The organism is Streptomyces sp. NPDC030183, from assembly GCF_055573455.1.
In genome coordinates this window covers 121,754-138,386 of the sequence record NZ_JBVIBK010000014.1, presented here as the reverse complement: position 1 = coordinate 138,386, position 16,633 = coordinate 121,754, and the positions used below count along the sequence as shown (strand labels likewise).

Sequence of the window (16,633 nt, the reverse complement as noted above, 5' to 3'; positions counted from 1 at the left end):
GGGACGCCCAGCACACCCCCAAGGGCCACCCCTAGAACTTGCCGTAGCGGCCCGTCAGGTCCGCCTCGGGGCAGGTCGCGGAGCCGATGAGGCACGCGGTGCTGCCGTGCTTGCGGGTGTACACCTTGGTGACCTGGCCACCGTCGTAGATGTAGATGAAGTGGTTCGGGTACAGCCGGTGCTTGCCGGAGCGGATCGTCCAGTTGCCGCTCTTGGTCATGTTGATGGTGAACGCGCCGGACGCCGCGCCCTTCACCCCGCCGAGGCCCTTGCAGAACGGGTTGGTGGCGTGGACGTTCATGCGGATGTCCACGGAGTTGCCGCTGCCGCCCAGCTTCTTCGCGTAGACGTTCTTGGCGCTGGCGGTCTTCTTCGCGACGAACTTGCTCGTCTTCTTCACATAGACGGTGGTGGGGTTGATGTGCTTGTTGGCCACCACCTTCTTGTCGCGCCAGGTGATGGTGGCGTGCAGGGCGAAGCGGAACTTGCTGGACTTCCAGTCGAAGTCGCTGTGGTTGTCGCCGCCGAACTTGAAGTTCTTGCCGTAGTCACAGCCGGCCAGCGGGGCGTCCACGTACTTCTGCGGGATGAAGCCCACCCACGTCAGCGTGGTCGTCGAGGCGGCCCCCGCGGCGGTGGCCCGCTCGACCGCCGCCTCCCGCATCCCCGTCAGCGACGAGGACTCCGGCACGGCCACCTTCACGCCGTACAGCTGGGAGCCCTTGGCGCCGCCCTTCGGCAGGATCGGGATGATCTGGTACGTGTACCGGGCGCCCGCCTCGACCGCGGTGTCGCGGAAGGAGGTCACCCCGGCGCCCAGGGTCGCGATGTCCTTGCCGTCGCGGGCGACGACGTACCGGGCGTCCTCGGCGTAGCCCTTCCAGGACAGCTCCACGAAGCCCTTGCCGGCGGCGGTGGTGACGCCCTCGCGGGCCATGGAGGAGTCGACGACCGCTGTCTCGCCGGCCGCGGACCTCACCACTGAGAAGCCCTGCGTCTTCAGCTTCCTGCTCTGCGCCGAGTCCGCCGCGAAGCCGGAGACGTCCTTCAGACCGGCGTCGGCCTTCGCGGACAGCGCGGACGCGGAGAACGCACCCGCGGCCGGCCGCGGGGCCGCCGTGTCCTGGCCGGCGAGCGCGGTCGCCTGGTAGGCGCCCGCGACAAGGGTGAGCGGAGCCACGGACAGGGCCGTTGCCTTCGCCAACCGGGAAAGCCGCATGTTTCTTCTCCTTCGTCCACTGCGATGACGCCGGCGCCCGTGGGAGGGACAGCCTTCGGGTGTCTCGTGTCAGGCGCCTGCCATGACCGTAGGTAAGGGAGGTGACGGTGCGTAAGTGGCTCCTGGGGCAGTGCCCTTGAGGGCAGTGCCCCTAAGGGCAAGGCGCCGCGCCGTGGGACGGGGCCGTCCGGCACCGCTCACCCGTACGTCCCCCTTCCGCTGGTGGGCCGGACCGGGCGGTGCTGCGGTAGAGCCAAACGCCCTGTTCCCGAAAGGCTCCGTCATGCGCCGTCGTACGCGTCCTCGTACGTCTCGTCGTACGCCCCGTACGTGCCGTGTCCTCGCCCCGCTCCTCGGCGCCGGGCTGCTCCTCGGCACGGTGACGGCCTGCGTGGCCGACCGGGCCGGGCCGCCGCGCGGCTTCCCCGAGGCCGCCGTCGACGAGGCCACGCTCCCCGCCTCGCCGACCGCCCGGTCCGCCCCCGCCCTCACCGACGCCCGCGCCCGCAGCGCGCTGCTCCGCGAGGGCGACCTCGGCGGCGCCTGGTCCGGCACCCAGGGCGCGGCGACCTGGCGGGACGGCCTCCTCAAGGGCCGCACCGACCGCCCCGAGTGCCAGGAACTCCTCGACGCCTTCTACGCCGAGGACCTGCTCGGCAAGCCGCGCGGCGGCCGGGCCGTCACCGGCTTCGACGACGGCGAGTACGGCTCCCAGCTGCGCTACCAGGTGGGCGCCTACGACAGGGCCCAGGTCGACGAACGGCTAGACCACTTCCGCGGGCTCGCACAGGAGTGCCGCGAGTTCACGATCACCGGGTTCGGGGACCGCGAGTACGCCGCCGAGGTCAGCCCCGTCGACCTGCCCGATGGCCTCGGCGACGCCCGGCAGGGGCTGCGGCTGGTCGTCAGCGGCGACGTCGACGGCGACGAGGGCGCCCTCACCCTCGACCTGGCCGTGATCCGTATCGGCGACACCGCGGTGCTCCTCACCCACGGCGGCCTGTACGGCATCGACGACGACGCCACCCGCGAGGCCGCCCGCGCCGGCGCCGAGCGGCTCCGGCAGGTCCTCGCGGAGCAGAAGACGAAGAAGGACGGGACGAAGAAGGGCGGGACGAAGAAGGGCGAGCCGAAGAAGGGCGAGAAGGGGACGCCGTCGGCGGAGCGGGACGAGGAGGAGACCGGCAGGGAGGACTCGGGCGGGCGGGGCGAGCCCTCGGACGAGTCCGCCGGGACGGCCCCGGACGACGACACCGACGGCTCAGCGGAGGAGGCCACCGGGGACGGCGACACCGGCTCCGGCGACTCGGGCGAAGCCGACGAGTCAGGGGACTCCGGTGACTCCAGTGACTCAGACGACTCCTCGGACGAGTACCGGGACGAGGCCCGGGCTACTTCTCCTTGAGGATCGGCGTGACGGCGTTCCGCACGTCGTCCGTGGTCACGGGGGTCTGGGTCGCCCCGGCGATCCGGCCCTCGCGGTCGATGTAGAGGGTGAAGGGGAGGAGCTGCGGGTTCACCAGGCCGCGCGGCAGCTTCAGGAACTGTCTGCCGCCCGGGTCGTGCAGGCTGGGGTAGGAGAGCCCCAGCTCCTTCTGGAAGGCCAGGGCGTTCTTCCGGCCGGCGTCGTAGCTGACGCCCAGCACCCGTACGCCCTGGTCCTTCAGCTCCCGCTGCGCCCGGTCCAGCGCGGGTGACTCGGCGCGGCAGGGACCGCAAAAGGTGGCCCAGGCGTTCACCACGACGACGTCGCCCCGGTAGTCGGACAGGCGGATCGGGCGGCCGTCGACGGTGGTGCCGGAGAAGTCCGGCGCGTCCTCGCGCTGGGCCGCCGCGACGCGCCGGAGCGCGGACCCCTCCGACCGGTCGGACTGCCCGGCCCCGGCCTCGTCGGTCCGGAGCGTCTTCGTCGTCGTACAGCCGGCGAGCACCACACCGGCCGCGATCGCGCACACGACCGCCCGCGAGATCCTCTTCGTCGCCACCTGTGTCCCTACTCCCTGCCCCGGATCCGCCGACCGGCCGGACCCGCCCTCCACCCTAGGCGACAGGGCCTAGAACCCCCCTCGCCGGGCTCGGCGGAAGGGGCCGTGCAGCGCCCCGCCACCGGGCGTCCGTCCGCTACGGGGTGTCCGCGAGGGACAGGCACTCGCCGCTCTGCTCCAGCGGCTTCACGATGCCGGACAGGCCGACCAGGACCGCGTCGGTGGCGGCCCGGTCGGGGGCCACCTGGACCTCGACGGCGGGCTCCCGGCCGTAGGTGATCAGCAGTTGCCGGCCCTCGCGCCGCTCGTCCGCGCGCCATACCCAGTCCACGCCGTCGACCTGGGTGCACGGGTCTTCGGTGGGCTTGGGGCTCGGGAACCCGCAGCGCACGACGATCGCCCCGTCGCCGTACACGGCGGCGCCCTCGGTGTCGGTGTCCGCCCGGTCCAGCCCGGCCAGCCGGTCCGGGTACCGCGCGCTGACCCGGGCGCACGCGGGATTCCCGGCGTGGGGGGCGGCGGTGAAGCTGTAGGTGGGCTCGCTGAGCACCCGCACCGTGACCGTGGCGGCGGTGACGAGCGCCACGGCGCCGGTGGCCAGGAGGGCGATACGGGTTCGGCGGAGCATGACGCGATCGTACGGCGGGCGGTCGCGGGCCCTTCCGGCGGGCCGGGGCGGCCATGGTGACACGTTGCACCTTGGGGCAGTGACCTAAGAGTCAATACCCCTCTCACCTGCGGGAACCTAGGCTCCTGGTGATCCGAGTACGCGATTGCGAAGGAGACGTGGTCCTGGTGAAGAACGGGGCGAAGGGCCTGGTGCTCGCGGGTGTCGCGGGTGCGCTGCTGGCGGGCGGGGCGATTCCGGCATCGGCGGCCTCCACGGCGGCGCAGGACACCATTCCGAAGGGCTACGGCAACGTGCGCCTGGAGAAGGTGTGGGGCAAGAGCGGTATGTGCCTGTCGATGGACAACGCCAAGGGCAACGGGGCCGTGCTGAAACTGCGGGGCTGTTCGAGGACGGCGACCACCCAGCGGTGGGACCTCGTGTGGATCAACAACAACAAGCCGAACCAGGCCCGGCTGTTCGTGATCAAGAACAAGCACTCCAAGAAGTGCCTGTCCGTGTCGTCGGCCGCGACGAACACCCAGGTCAAGCAGTCGAGCTGCAACAAGTCCAAGGGTCAGCAGTGGGCCCTCGGCGGCAGCAAGATCATCAGCAGGCTCGCCAACAAGGTGATCACGGCCAACAGCGACGCCTCGGGCACCAAGATCACGATCACGCCGTCCGGCGGTTCGGACGCCGCGCGCAAGAAGCAGGAGTGGGGTCTGTCCTGACCCACCCGCCCGTCCCGCCGACCGCGGCGGGGACATGGTGAACGGCCTGCTCGCCCGAGGGGGTGAGCAGGCCGTTCGCCGCACCCGTGGTGCCGGGACCCCGGCCGGCCCGCGACCCGACGCGCGGGCACCCGGCCCGTGCGGGCACCCGCCCGGCTGAGAGACTCCTGTGGTCCTCCGCCGGCCGACCACGGCGGGGACCGCCGCCGGTCGACCACCGGTGGCGACGGGGATCCGAGGAGCGCGCACATGCTGACATCGTGGAGCCGAGCGGCCGGGTACGCCGCCCTGGTCACCCTGCCCTCCTGGCTGTGGGGCACGCTCGTGGTGCACGTGGGCGGGGGGTTCTCCCTCGCCGACCTCGGGCTCGGGATGATCGCCGGGGGCGGGCTGCTCTTCCCTCCCCTGGCCGTCGCCGTGCTGACCGTCGTGCGCAAGGCGCTCCCCGCGCTGTCGCGCTGGCGCACCGCGACCATCGACGTCTCGGTCTACGCGTTCCTGGTGCTGGTGTGCGCGGTGCTGGGCGGGGTGTGGGGCGGGGGCGGTCTCGCGGAGTCGGTCGACTGGGCCTTCGTGATGATGACCGTCGCCCTGCTGGACCTTCAGTTCGTGATGGCGATGGGCCTGAGCGCCTGGGGCTACGACCGCCTCGTGCCGACGGCGCCCTCGGGCCGGGTGATCCGGACCTGAGCGGGGGCCCGCCCTGCGGCGGGCCCCCACCCTCAGGTCAGCTCCTCGGGCCGGACCCCGATCCGGGTCCGGCCGCCACCCGCATGGCTTCGGACATTCGACGCATAGTCATATTCACCCCGTAAGTCGTTTCCGTTGCGATGAGTTGGTTCGTCTCTCCCGCTGAGGAGAGTTGAAATTTCCACAAGCGAACATCAAATCCACGCCGTGCAACGCCCTTGGGGACCGGTGGTCGAGGACGCTGGGCCGGTCGCGGCCGACGCTCAGACCGCGGACGCCCCGACGAGGCGGGACGACAGCGGCGTGGTCGAGCCGCACGCGCACCGGGGATCGGCGCACAGCAGCTCATGGGCGAGGACGGAGAGCACCGCGACCTGAAGCCGGGTCTCCTGCTGCAGTTTCTCCACTATTCGGGCGACATGCGCTTTCACCGTCCGCTCGGCGATCCCGAGTTCACGGGCGAGTTGACGGTTGCCCAGGCCCGTTCCCAGCAGAAGCAGGACTTCCTTCTCCCGGTCCGTCAGCGTCTTGAGCCTGCTGATGTCCCGGACCGGATCGGCTCCCGTGCGCCGGTAGGCGCACGCGGTGTCTCCTACGTCAGACCTCTTGGTCATGGGTCTGTCCTTCCCGATGCCGCTTTTCCCGACAGAGCCCCGTGCCCCGGGTGCGGCGGCGATCTCCCTCCAACTTAGCGTCCGCTACTGACAAGAAGAACCCTGTAATGACACGGCCACGTCACAGTGGGGGGATCCCCCAAGGCCACTGCCCGAAGGGACAATTTCGGTCAACTCCGTTGCTCCCTAAGCTCATCGCGAGCAGTACCAAACGGCACATCATCAACGGGGAGATCACTGTGCACAGCCGCTTCACCACGCGCCGCCTCAGCGCGCGCCGCCTCACCGCCGCCGCCGTCGCGGGAGCCGCCGCCGTCGCCGTGCTCGCGCCGGCCGCGTCCGCCGCCGTGTCCGGCCCGCAGCAGGACGTACAGACGGTCGCCGCCGGGACCGCGGGGAAGCTGCCGGCGAAGCTGACGGTCGGCAGCTATGTCGCCTACCTCAAGTCCCAGAAGACGCCCGAGGCCAAGAGCACCCTGAAGGCCTTCTCCGCGCTGCCGGCCGCCAAGAAGGCCCGGTTCGTGACGTACCTCCAGGACGGGAAGATCTACGGGTCGCTCTTCAAGCAGCTCAACGGCACCCTCAACACCCCGGTGACGGACGTCACCTCGTACAACGCGGACGTCAAGTTCGTCCACAGCGTGTCCTCGAAGGGCGGCCTCAAGGGCGGCCACCTCGTGACCTACACGGCGACCGAGAAGATCTACAACATCCCGGTCACCACCGAGAAGCTGACCCTCCGTTACAACGTGGTCAACGGCAAGGTCCAGCGCAACGCCCGCGCCCAGGCCCAGGTCACCAACGTCAACGCCGCGTACACGATCAAGGGCGGCGCGGTGAAGGTCGCCGTCAAGGGCATCGCCCGCGCCGACGTCACGTGGAAGGCCACCCCGCGGGTCCAGTCCGTCGGCAAGGCCGTGGCGAAGGACCAGGCCGTCACCGGCCACACCAAGACCTGGACCGCCCAGCTGATCCACGGCTGACGTCCGGTCTCCCTCGCTCTCCCGGGGGAAGCGGCTCCCATCCTTCCCCCGGGAGCCCCACTCCCCGGGCCGCGCACGGCACCCTCAGGCCCCTGGTCAGGGCCGGTCCCATCGGGGGTGCCGTGTGGCGCGCCCGGACCCGGCCGTGTCGTCCGGTCCCACCACCCGCCCGGTCGTCACCGCCGGGGCTGCTGTGCGCGCTCGCCGTCGAGGCGGACGAGCAGGCCGGTGCCCTGGGAGGCGTTCTTCGGGGTGAGGGCGTACGGGCCGCTGACCGGGTCGGCCGGCAGGACGTGGCCCTCGGGAACGCCGGTCTCCACGAGGTAGTACGTGCCGGCGGCCAGCTTCCCGAACGAGCAGCGGCCCTCGCCGGACGTGGCGCAGTCCCCGACGAGTCTGTCCCCGCCGGGGCCGGACCGCTGGAGCCCGGGTGTGCCGTTGCTGTCCTCCCAGAGGCCGAGCACCGCGCCGGCCAGCGGACGCCGGGTCTCCCCGTCGACCTTCGCGAGCGTCAGCCGCAGCGCCTTGGTGAGACCGGCGTCGACGGTGTGGTTCACATAGCCGGGGTCGCCGACGTACACCGTGCTCACGCCGGACGTGTCGACGTCGGAGTCGAGGAGCCGGTGGGAGCCCGCTTCCCGCGCCGTCCACAGCAGTTCGGCCTTGTCCGGTCGCCCGGGCAGCGCGCTCGCGTCGACGCCGCGGTGGTCGAAGGACACCCGGTAGGTGGTGCCGGGCAGCAGCCCCTGCGCCGTGCCGACGTAGTACTCCCCGTCGGCGTCCGTCGTCGTCGTGAGGACCGGCCCGGACGACGTCGGCTCGAACGTCACCCGCACGCCCGGCACCGGCGGTTCGGACGGGCTCTGGACGCCGTTGCCGTCGGTGTCGAACCAGACGCGGTCGCCGATCTGCACCGGTGCCCGGCGGGCCTCCGGCTCCGGCTCGGCGTTCTCCCGGCGGTGGACGCCGGGCGCCCAGAAGCCCGTGGTGTACGTGGTGTCGCGGGCGCCGGAGACGTCGACGAAGCCGATGGGGCTCCGGATGACGTCCGGGCCGTCACCGTGGCCCGCGAGAGCCGGCCGGAGGTTGGCGAGGTCGGGGTTGTGGGCCTGGACGCGGTACCGCCCGCCCCGCAACGGGGAGCCCGCCGGGCGGAACGGGACGACCCCGTCGGCGTCCGTCGTCCCCGCCAGCACGGTGCCGCGGTCGTCGGTCAGCGTGACCCGCACGCCCGGCATGCCCGCCTCCCGCTCCCGGTCGTACAGCCCGTCGGCGTCGACCTCCTCGACGACCCGTACGGTCACCGTGCCGTCACCACGCGCCGGGGCACCTGCCGTGGCACCCGCCGCCGTGGCACCCGCCGCCGTGGCGCCCGCCGTTGCGGCGCCGGCCGCCGTCCCGGTGACCGGGGCGACCGCCAGGGCCGCCGCCACGGCGAGCACCAGGCCCGCACACCGTCCCCGTCTTCCTCGCTGCACCACGTCTCGCATTCGCGCTGCCCGCCCGTTCCTGGTCCGCGCCGAGGCGACGGAGCCCGGTGCCCGACGTCGGCTCTGCATTCATACGAAGCGCGGAGAACCGCTAATCAGGCTGAACGGGGCACAGGACGCGGCCGGACGCACAGGACCCGCTCGGGGCGCGGACGGCGGCCAGGGCCCTCTCGTCCCGTTTCACCCGTCCGCCCCGGCGGCGACGCCCCCACCCGGAGTACGGCACGGACGCCCCCTCTCACCCCAGCGGGTCCGCCAGGGACTGTTCCGCCCAGATGACCTTGCCCTCGGGAAGGAAGCGGGTGCCCCAGCGCTGGGTGAACTGGGCGATGAGGAACAGACCGCGGCCGCCCTCGTCGGTGGTGCGCGGGTGGCGCAGATGGGGTGCGGTCGGGCCGCCGTCGAACACCTCGCAGATCAGGGTGCGTTCGAGGATGAGGCGGAGCCGGATGGGCCCGGCGGCGTGCCGGATGGCGTTGGTGACGAGTTCGCTGACGACGAGTTCCGTGGTGAAAGCCAGCTCGTCCAGGCCCCAGACGCCGAGCTGGCGGGCGGTGGTCTTGCGGGCCTCCGCGACGAACGCCGGGTCGGCGGGGATCTCCCAGGAGGCGACCCGGTGGCCGGGCAGCCGCCGGGTGCGGGCGAGGAGGAGGGCGACGTCGTCGGTGGGGCGGGCCGGGGCGAGGGCGTCCAGGACGCGCTGGGCCCGCCGGTCGAGGGAGGACTCGGGCCGGGCGAGGGCACGGCACAGGGCGTCGGGGCCGGCCTCGGCGAGGAGGCCGTCGGTGTGCAGGGCGATGACGGTGCCCTCGGGGAGTTCCAGTTCCACGGCCTCGAAGGGCTGGCCGTCCACGCCGAGGGGCGGGCCCTCGGGCAGTTCGGGGCGGGTGACCGTGCCGTCGGGGGCGACCAGGGTGGGGGCCGGGTGGCCGGCGGTGGCCATGGAGCAGGCGCCGGACACCGGGTCGTGGACGACGTACAGACAGCGCGCCCCGACCGTCTCGACGCTGCCCCCGCCCGGCTCCTCGCCCTCCTGCCGGGCCGACTTGGCGACCATGTCGTCCAGGTGGGCGAGCACCTCCTCCGGCGGCAGATCGAGGTCGGCGAGGGTGCGGACGGCCGTACGGAGGCGGCCCATGGCGGCGGCGCCGTCGATGCCGTGGCCCGCGACCTCGCCGACGACGAGCGCGAGGCGGGCGCCGGAGAGGGGGATGACGTCGTACCAGTCGCCGCCGACGCCGGTGAGTTCGTCGGCGGGGCGGTAACGGACGGCGACCTCGGCCGCGTCCTGGTCGGGCAGCCGGCGCGGCAGGAGGCTGCGCTGCAGGACGAGCGCGGCGTCGCGCTCGCGTGTGTAGCGGCGGGCGTTGTCGACGCAGACGGCGGCGCGGCCGACGATCTCCTCGGCGAGGCCCAGGTCGACGGCGTCGAAGGGGTCCTGGCGGTCGCGGCGGAAGAACGTGGTGATGCCGAGGGTGATGCCGCGCGCCCGGATCGGCACGATCATCGCACTGTGCAGGCCCAGCGCGTCGGCGGGCAGCTCCCGGCCGCCGGGGACGGCCGCGGCCCACTGCGCCGACCTCGGGTCCAGGCCGGGCTCCGACCACGACCGTCCGCTGACCAGCGCGCGCACGGGGGGCGAGCCGGCCGCGTACGAGGCGACGGCGCCGATCTCCACGACGGCCTCCGGCACACCGGGCCGCACGGACTGCTGGCCGGTGCGGCGCAGCGGGACCGAGCCGTCGCCGAGGGGGCCCGGTTCGGCGCCGCGCAGCACGGAGTCGAGGAGGTCCACGGTGACGAAGTCGGCGAGCGCCGGGACGACGACGTCGGCCAGCTCCTGGGCGGTACGGCGGACGTCGAGGGTGCGGCCGATGTGCTCACCGGCCCGGTCCAGCAGGGCGAGGCGGGTGCGGGCGCGGTGGCGCTCCGACACGTCCATCACGGTGTAGTAGACGCCGATGGGGCGCCCGTGGTCGTCCTCCAGGCGGGTGAAGGACATGGCGTGCGCGGTCTCGCGGTGCGGGGCGGACCTGACCCGGCCGACGTGCTCGTAGTCGAGCACGGGGACGCCGGTCTCCAGGACCTTGCGCATCTGGGCCTCGATGCGGTCCGCGGCCAGGCCCGGCTGCACCTCGCCCAGCCGCAACCCCACCCGCTCGTGGGCGCGTCCGCCGCCGAACCGCTCCAACGCCGTGTTCGACCACACGAACCGCAGGTCCGTGTCGACGATCGCGATCCCGATCGGGGACCGGGCCGTCATCCGCTCCAGCACGGTCCGACTCATGTCCCAACCGGGCGCCTCGGTCGCGTCGGACACGAGAGCGATCCAGTGAGCGGTCCGGGAGGTACCGGCGCCGGCGCCCTGGCTGGCGTCGGCGCCGGTGCTCAACTCATGGCCGGGGGCCGACGGCGGGAGCGCGGGGGATGCGGGGTTCGCACCGGGGTGCGGTTCCGGCGGGGCGTTGTCGCGCGCGGCCGTCGACGGCGGTACGACCGGGCGGAGGGCATCTCGCGAAGGGCCCCCGGGGCGTTGGGGGGCACCGGGCGAGGGCTGGACCGCGGGCGGCGCGGTGGGGCGCGGGCCCTGGGGGGACGGCTGCGGCGGCGTGTGGGGGGTGCCGGGCGAGGGGCGCGCGGGGCCCTGGGCGGGCGGGCGCCGGGACGCGGGGGTCGGGTTCGTCGGTGGCTGGGGGGCGCCGCTGGGCGGTTGCGTGGGCCGGGGCGCGGGCTCGTGGGCGGGGCGTGGGCCCGCCGACTGAGGCGTGGTCCCCCGGGACGGCCCGGGTTGGGCTCGCGGCGGTGAGCCCGGAGGACCGAACCGGCTTCCTCCGGCGTCACTCGGGCGCGGCTCGGCCGAGGACACGGGCCGCACGGGAACCCCGGCGGACCGCCACGACGCCGCCCCGGGCTCAACCGGCTCGACACCGGAACGGAACGCCTGCTCCCGCCCCGCCGCTCCACCAACTGGCCTAACGGGTGCGGCGCGACCGCCTGCCGGGCGGGTCGGGGCGGTGCGATCGGGTGCCGCGTGCTCCGGAGCCGTGTGCTCGGGTGCCGGGTGGGTTGGACCGGTCGGTTCGGGTGCCGGGTGGGTTGGACCGGTCGGTTCGGGTGCCGGGCGGGTTGGACCGGTCGGTTCGGGTGCCGCGTGTTCCGGAGCCGTGTGCTCGGGTGCCGGGTGGGTTGGACCGGTCGGTTCGGGTGCCGGGCGGGTTGGACCGGTCGGTTCGGCCGGGGTGGTGTGGGCGGCCGGCGTCGTCCTGTCGGTCTGGTACGTCCCGGCGTCGGTCCTCGTCGTGACGCGCGGCCTGTTGGTCTCGGCGGGAATGCCCCGCCGTTCGGCCTTGCCGGCGATACCCGGCCGTTCCGGCCCGGCAGCACCCCGCCCTTCGGCCCCGCCCCCGGCGCTCGCAACGCCCTCGTCGCTCGGGGCGCTCCAACCCCCGTCCCCGGCGCTGCAACCCTCGCCTTCGGCGGCGGAGTGACTCCTTCGGGCCCAGGCTGGGTCCTCGCCCACCCCCCTCGCCGTGTCCGCTTCCGTCCCCCCGGCGGACGTCTCCTGCGTCCACTCGCAGGCCGGGATGACGCGTACCATCACTCGGATGTAGTGGCCGTCGCGGTGGCGGGCGGTGAGGATGCCGGACCAGCCGCCGCGGGGGCGGTGGGTGTCGGCCAGGTGGGCGATGCGGGCGCCGTCCTCGGGGGTCAGGAGGGTACGGACGCCGCGGCCCAGGATCTCGTCGGCCGGGTACCCGAAGAGCCGCTCGGCGTCCCGGGTCCAGCTCGTCACGATCCCGTCCGCGTCGATGAGCAGCGGCGCGGCGTCGGCCACGTCGAAGCGCTGACGGGTGACTGCACTGTCCCTGTCGGTCCCCACGGCGACCCTCTCTGTCGCTGAGACGCCCTCTGACCCCATTATTCACCTTGTGTGATCGCGAACAGGCCAACTCGTGACGGCCCGATTCACCCGGCACCGCGCCCCGAGGGCGGGGACGGCCGCACCAGGGGCGCCCGACCGCGACGCGCTCGGCGCCGGGATCGGGCGGGAACGGGACGAAGCCGTACGCGCGAAGGCCGACGAGCCGACGACACCGCCGCACCCGACCCGGCTGACCGTGCGGCCGTACGCCGGTAATGCGCCCCCGTACGCCCCCCGCGCTCCCATGTGTCGGACCGATCGCCCCCCTCCGCGAGAGGGGGCGGAGGGGACGATCGGTCCGGCTCGGGGACGCGTGGGCGTCAGCAGTCGCGGAACTCCGGCGACTGGTTGAGGATCTGCGACCGCAGCGACGTGAACTTCGTGTACGTCGCCCCGCCGCGCGCCTCCGCGGGGAACACCGCCACCCGGTGGCAGTTCTGGAAGGCCAGCGCCACCCCGAAGTGCCGTTCGAGGCTGCCCCGGATCGCGTCGCTGGACAGCGCCCGCAGCAGCTGCCCGCGCTCCTTCTCCGACGGCGGCGGCGTCTGGTTGTCGGCGAACTCCGCGCCGCCCGCGCGCAGTTCATCGGCCAGGGCGGAGATCAGGTCGTACGCGTACGGCAGCGACGTACGCACCGTCTCCACGAACTCCTCCTCCCGCACCTCGTCCTTCTCTGCGTCGGCGAGCAACTGCGGGGAGACGTCGAGCGACATGGGTGTTCCTGTTCTGTGGATGTGCCGGGGAAGGGGGAAGGGGAAGGGAGAGGGGTGCGTCGGCGGGCCGGGCCGGACGTCGGCTCGGCCTCGGCGGCTCAGGAGGGCGTCGCCGGCGTCAGGGCCTGCGGCCCGTGGCGGAACTCCGGGTCGACCTGGGCGGCGAGGTCATGGCCGGTCGCCGCGTTCGCCCAGGCCGCGGCGTTGCGGAGGTGGAACTCGACGGCGTGGCGCTGGAAGGCCGCCCAGTCCTTCGTGCGGGCGTCGACGGCCTCCTTGAGTCGCTCCAGGGTGCGCCGGTTGTGCGACTCCAACTCGCCCTGTCCGCGTCCCTGTTCCTGCGCGCGGACGTAGGAGGACTGCACGCAGTGCGCGAGCAGGTCGTCACCGACGTGCTCCTTGAGGAAGAGGAGGTCGTCCTCGCCGGTGACCTTGTTGCCGACGACGGCGACGGGGACGCCGAACTCGGCGGCGTGCTCCTGGTACTGCCGGTACACCGACACGCTCTTCCGGGTCGGCTCCACGACCAGGAACGTCATGTCGAACCGGGTGAACAGCCCGGAGGCGAAGGCGTCGGCGCCGGCGGTCATGTCGACGACGACGTACTCGCCGGGCCCGTCGACGAGGTGGTTGAGGTACAGCTCCACCGCGCCGAGCTTGGAGTGGTAGCAGGCGACGCCGAGGTCGCTCTCGTCGAAGGCGCCGGTGACCATGAGCGGGACGCCGCCGACCTCGCGTACGTGCGTGCGGTGGACGTCGTCGTCGCCGAGCAGCCGCAGCAGGCGCGAACCCCGGCCGGGCGGGGTCGTCTTGACCATCGCCTCGCGGGAGACGATCCGTGGGTTGCCGCCGCGCAGGTGGTCCTTGATCTCACCGGTGCGGGAGCTGAGCGGCGGGGCGCCGAACGTCTCGTCCTCGTCGAGGCCGAGCGCGTGCGCCAGATGCTGGTTGATGTCCCCGTCGATCGCCACGAGCGGGGCGCCGGAGCGGGCGAGATGGCGGGCGAAGAGCGCGGACAGCGTCGTCTTGCCGCTGCCGCCCTTCCCTACGAAGGCGACACGCACGGACGGCCACCCCGCTCGGTGGCGCACCCGGGGTACGCGGCACCGCAAATGAAAATGGATGTCATGAACGTAGAGTCGGGAGCGGGTCGGAGGTTGTCAAATCCCCCTCCGGTGTCTCCCCCGGAGGGCGGAGCGCGTTGGGGAGGTTTTTGCGCGCCGGTGGGCATCCGGCGGGGAGCTCATGGGGAGACCGTGACGCCACCGGAGCGCGGGATTCCCCATGTGTCCCGAATGTGTGCCACCCGTGCGCACATGTTCGCACCGCCCCAAGTGACCTCGCGTTTCCCGAGGTTGACAGCCCCTACCCGGTAGTAAACGATGTGCTCACTCCGCGGCTCACACGAACAGTGGGCCAGGTGTTTCTCCGACGACCTCACACCCCGGCGCGGCCCCGGTGACCCGGTGCTGCCCCGTACCGTCGCGCGCCCGCCGCCGTGCCCGGGGTCTCGTACCACCAAGCTCGACGAGAATGGGATCCGCATGTCCATAGCGAGACGTGTCACCGTGCGCCGCCTGCTGGGGACGGGCGCAGCCGCCCTCGCCCTGACCGCCGCCGCCTCCGGCTCCGCCTGGGCCACCGGTACGCCCGGTGGCGACGGGTGGGGCGAGAAGAGCTACGCCCCCGGCCAGGGCGCGGGCACGGTCACCGAGACCGACCGCTGCGAGTTCTCCCTGGACGGCGTGCGGTTCGCCGACTGGGTCAAGCTCGACGACCAGAACCTCAAGCCCACCGAGGACGGCAAGGCCCACATCACGGTCCGTGCCGCCGCGGACGCCACGACCTGCACGGTCTCCCTCGCCTCGTACCTCGCCCACGGCCCGACCTTCGCCACCTCCGGCGAGCAGGTCTTCGTCGACTTCGACACCGTCACGGTGGGGCGGGGTGCCACGGACACCCTGGACATCGCGGTCCCGGACGCGGGCTGCTACGCCCAGGTCGACCTCTACCGCGGCAAGGTGAAGTTCGACGGCAAGCTGGACGCCGCGGACGGCTTCGAGCACGGTGACGTGCCCAAGGGCCCCGACCGCCCGGTCATCAAGGACAAGCTGATCGCGGCCTGGAACGGCGGCACGAAGAACTGCGTGCCGACCGGGGACCAGCCCCCGGCGGAGGAGGAGAAGCCCCCGGCCGAGGAGAAGCCCCCGGCCGAGGAGAAGCCGCCCACGGACGAGAAGCCGCCGGCCGACGAGAAGCCCCCGGCGGACGACACCCCCACGCCCTCCGAGTCCCCGAAGACCCCTGCGGACACGGACACCCCTGACTCCACCCCGAGCCCCAACGGCGGCTCCGGCGACCTCGCCGAGACCGGCGGCGGCAACGCGATCCCGCTCGCGCTCGGCGCGGCCGGCCTGGTCGCGGCGGGCGGTGTCATCTTCGCGGTGACCCGCCGCAAGTCGGCGGGCCGTACGGGCGCCTGAGCCCTGCCGGTGCCCGGCCCTCTCCGCCCGGAGGGGGCCGGGCGCCCGGCCGTTCAGCGCGATCCGACCACGTCGGCGTGGTCCACGCGGCCCGTGTGAGCATTCCGGCGCCCGCGTACGTACGGAAGGGGAGCCCACGCGGCGGGAAGCGGACGGAACCGAGCACGCGGAACGGAGTACGGCACGTGGTGAGGAAGCTGACGCGCGGAATCACGCTGGCGGCGGGCCTGGCGGTGCTGCCCCTGGTGGCGGGGTGCGGCGGCGGGGACGACGAGGGGGCGTCCGGGAAGACGCAGGACAGGACCGACCCGGTGGCCGAGGTCGTGGCCCCGGCCAAGGTCGAGGTGCTCGCCTCGCTCACCGACTGCGAGGTCAAGATCCGCACCGAGGCGGAGGAACTCCGCGAGGGCGTCTGCCACACCCCGGCCGGTGACTACCTCATCACCACGTTCCCCAAGGAGGAACTCCTCCGGGTCTGGCTGGACTCCGCCTCGATCTACGGCGGCAAGAAGCTGGTCGGCCCGCGCTGGGCCATCTCCGCGAAGGAGGAGGTGCTGGAGCCGCTGCGCGAGAAGGTCGGCGGCACGATCCAGGACCTGAGCACGTACGGCAGGACGAAAGGCCCGAGCCCGAGCGCGAAGTGACCCACCGAGCGCGAAGCGACCCACCCCGGAGACCTCACCTTCGCTCGACCGCTCAACGCGACTCCTGGCCCGGCCCGCCCGCCGGCCGGTAGTCGCCGATGTCGTACACCGCCTCGTCGTCCATCGCGTTCTCGTCCCAGTCCAGGGAGATGTGCGACGGCCGCCCGTCGGCCGCGCGGTCGACGTCCACCGTGTCGGCGTCCTCGTCCCTGGCCGCCTCCGCCTCCGCCAGCAGCTCCCCGATGGTCGGCACCCGGCCGTCCAACTGCCGCACCACGCGCCGTGAGTCCTCGTCGGCCCCGACGGCCTTCGTCACCTTCCCGGCCCGCACGGTCACCTCGAACGTCCCGATCAGCGCCCGCTCACCGCCGCTCGACGTGAGCGTGTACGTGTACGAGGCGGGTTCCCGCCACTTCGGCGCCGTGGACGTGGCCCCGGAGGACGACTCGTCGCCGCACGCCGACACCACCCCCGACAACGCCACGGCCAGGGCGACGAGAACCGGCTTGCTGATGCGCGTCTTCGACACGGAGGGCCTCCTTGGAGAGTCGG

The 16,633-nt window shown here is 73.1% G+C and carries 15 protein-coding genes and 1 pseudogene; 6 read left to right on the top strand and 10 right to left on the bottom strand.

All coding sequences use genetic code 11. The annotated features are described in order from the left end of the window. Positions 1-31: 31 nt before the first annotated feature. Positions 32-1,219 (bottom strand): hypothetical protein, encoded by a 1,188-nt coding sequence (locus ACZ4Z2_RS18720; RefSeq protein WP_468077305.1) that lies wholly within the window; start codon positions 1,217-1,219, stop codon positions 32-34. Between the two features lie 283 nt (positions 1,220-1,502). Here ACZ4Z2_RS18720 and ACZ4Z2_RS18715 point away from each other — a divergent pair, with 283 nt between their 5' ends. After that, positions 1,503-2,624: a hypothetical protein gene (locus ACZ4Z2_RS18715; RefSeq protein WP_468077303.1), complete on the top strand. Its 1,122-nt coding sequence runs from the start codon at positions 1,503-1,505 to the stop codon at positions 2,622-2,624. On the opposite strand, the gene ACZ4Z2_RS18710 is transcribed toward ACZ4Z2_RS18715, so the two are convergent. Both ACZ4Z2_RS18710 and ACZ4Z2_RS18705 read right to left on the bottom strand, forming a co-directional pair. Further along, on the bottom strand, positions 2,611-3,204 hold the full coding sequence (locus ACZ4Z2_RS18710) for a TlpA family protein disulfide reductase (protein ID WP_468077301.1): 594 nt from the start codon (positions 3,202-3,204) through the stop codon (positions 2,611-2,613). The two genes, ACZ4Z2_RS18715 and ACZ4Z2_RS18710, sit on opposite strands and share 14 nt — an antisense overlap. Positions 3,205-3,340: 136 nt before the next feature. Beyond that, a complete protein-coding gene (locus ACZ4Z2_RS18705) occupies positions 3,341-3,832 on the bottom strand; it encodes a DUF3515 domain-containing protein (protein WP_468077299.1) in 492 nt (163 codons plus the stop codon). Between the two features lie 158 nt (positions 3,833-3,990). Here ACZ4Z2_RS18705 and ACZ4Z2_RS18700 point away from each other — a divergent pair, with 158 nt between their 5' ends. Both ACZ4Z2_RS18700 and ACZ4Z2_RS18695 read left to right on the top strand, forming a co-directional pair. After that, positions 3,991-4,542: an RICIN domain-containing protein gene (locus tag ACZ4Z2_RS18700; protein ID WP_468077297.1), complete on the top strand. Its 552-nt coding sequence runs from the start codon at positions 3,991-3,993 to the stop codon at positions 4,540-4,542. Between the two features lie 249 nt (positions 4,543-4,791). Then, on the top strand, positions 4,792-5,232 hold the full coding sequence (locus tag ACZ4Z2_RS18695) for a hypothetical protein (RefSeq protein WP_468077295.1): 441 nt from the start codon (positions 4,792-4,794) through the stop codon (positions 5,230-5,232). 263 nt (positions 5,233-5,495) lie between these two features. Here ACZ4Z2_RS18695 and ACZ4Z2_RS18690 read toward each other — a convergent pair whose 3' ends face one another. Then, positions 5,496-5,846: a LuxR C-terminal-related transcriptional regulator gene (locus ACZ4Z2_RS18690; protein WP_468077293.1), complete on the bottom strand. Its 351-nt coding sequence runs from the start codon at positions 5,844-5,846 to the stop codon at positions 5,496-5,498. Positions 5,847-6,025: 179 nt separating this feature from the next. Here ACZ4Z2_RS18690 and ACZ4Z2_RS18685 point away from each other — a divergent pair, with 179 nt between their 5' ends. Beyond that, complete coding sequence (locus tag ACZ4Z2_RS18685; RefSeq protein WP_468077291.1) at positions 6,026-6,829, top strand: hypothetical protein; 804 nt, start codon at positions 6,026-6,028, stop codon at positions 6,827-6,829. A 176-nt stretch (positions 6,830-7,005) separates the two neighbouring features. Here the strand turns inward: ACZ4Z2_RS18685 and ACZ4Z2_RS18680 are convergent, their stop codons facing one another. The 5 genes and pseudogenes from ACZ4Z2_RS18680 to ACZ4Z2_RS18660 all read right to left on the bottom strand — a co-directional run bounded on the left by ACZ4Z2_RS18680 (position 7,006) and on the right by ACZ4Z2_RS18660 (position 14,018). Then, entirely contained in the window at positions 7,006-8,271 is a 1,266-nt protein-coding gene (locus tag ACZ4Z2_RS18680; RefSeq protein WP_468077289.1) for an SdrD B-like domain-containing protein, read from the bottom strand. Between the two features lie 286 nt (positions 8,272-8,557). Next, positions 8,558-11,194 (bottom strand): SpoIIE family protein phosphatase, encoded by a 2,637-nt coding sequence (locus ACZ4Z2_RS18675; RefSeq protein ID WP_468077461.1) that lies wholly within the window; start codon positions 11,192-11,194, stop codon positions 8,558-8,560. Between the two features lie 714 nt (positions 11,195-11,908). Beyond that, a pseudogene (locus ACZ4Z2_RS18670) lies at positions 11,909-12,238 on the bottom strand (PAS domain S-box protein); the annotation flags it as partial. 323 nt (positions 12,239-12,561) lie between these two features. Further along, positions 12,562-12,954 (bottom strand): SCO5389 family protein, encoded by a 393-nt coding sequence (locus ACZ4Z2_RS18665; protein WP_468077287.1) that lies wholly within the window; start codon positions 12,952-12,954, stop codon positions 12,562-12,564. A gap of 98 nt (positions 12,955-13,052) precedes the next feature. Beyond that, positions 13,053-14,018 (bottom strand): ATP-binding protein, encoded by a 966-nt coding sequence (locus ACZ4Z2_RS18660; protein ID WP_468077285.1) that lies wholly within the window; start codon positions 14,016-14,018, stop codon positions 13,053-13,055. A gap of 480 nt (positions 14,019-14,498) precedes the next feature. On the opposite strand from ACZ4Z2_RS18660, the gene ACZ4Z2_RS18655 reads away from it, so the two are divergent. Next, on the top strand, positions 14,499-15,437 hold the full coding sequence (locus ACZ4Z2_RS18655; protein ID WP_468077283.1) for a hypothetical protein: 939 nt from the start codon (positions 14,499-14,501) through the stop codon (positions 15,435-15,437). 185 nt (positions 15,438-15,622) lie between these two features. Then, positions 15,623-16,081: a hypothetical protein gene (locus ACZ4Z2_RS18650; protein ID WP_468077281.1), complete on the top strand. Its 459-nt coding sequence runs from the start codon at positions 15,623-15,625 to the stop codon at positions 16,079-16,081. A gap of 52 nt (positions 16,082-16,133) precedes the next feature. Here ACZ4Z2_RS18650 and ACZ4Z2_RS18645 read toward each other — a convergent pair whose 3' ends face one another. After that, on the bottom strand, positions 16,134-16,610 hold the full coding sequence (locus ACZ4Z2_RS18645; protein WP_468077279.1) for a DUF6174 domain-containing protein: 477 nt from the start codon (positions 16,608-16,610) through the stop codon (positions 16,134-16,136). Between the last annotated feature and the right edge of the window lie 23 nt (positions 16,611-16,633).

Bases quoted from the DNA above. Each gene is read 5' to 3' on its own strand.
- ACZ4Z2_RS18720 (WP_468077305.1), bottom strand. From the start codon at position 1,219: ATGCGGCTTTCCCGGTTGGCGAAGGCAACGGCCCTGTCCGTGGCTCCG.
- ACZ4Z2_RS18695 (WP_468077295.1), top strand. From the start codon at position 4,792: ATGCTGACATCGTGGAGCCGAGCGGCCGGGTACGCCGCCCTGGTCACC.
- ACZ4Z2_RS18655 (WP_468077283.1), top strand. From the start codon at position 14,499: ATGTCCATAGCGAGACGTGTCACCGTGCGCCGCCTGCTGGGGACGGGC.
- ACZ4Z2_RS18715 (WP_468077303.1), top strand. From the start codon at position 1,503: ATGCGCCGTCGTACGCGTCCTCGTACGTCTCGTCGTACGCCCCGTACG.
- ACZ4Z2_RS18690 (WP_468077293.1), bottom strand. From the start codon at position 5,846: ATGACCAAGAGGTCTGACGTAGGAGACACCGCGTGCGCCTACCGGCGC.
- ACZ4Z2_RS18665 (WP_468077287.1), bottom strand. From the start codon at position 12,954: ATGTCGCTCGACGTCTCCCCGCAGTTGCTCGCCGACGCAGAGAAGGAC.
- ACZ4Z2_RS18705 (WP_468077299.1), bottom strand. From the start codon at position 3,832: ATGCTCCGCCGAACCCGTATCGCCCTCCTGGCCACCGGCGCCGTGGCG.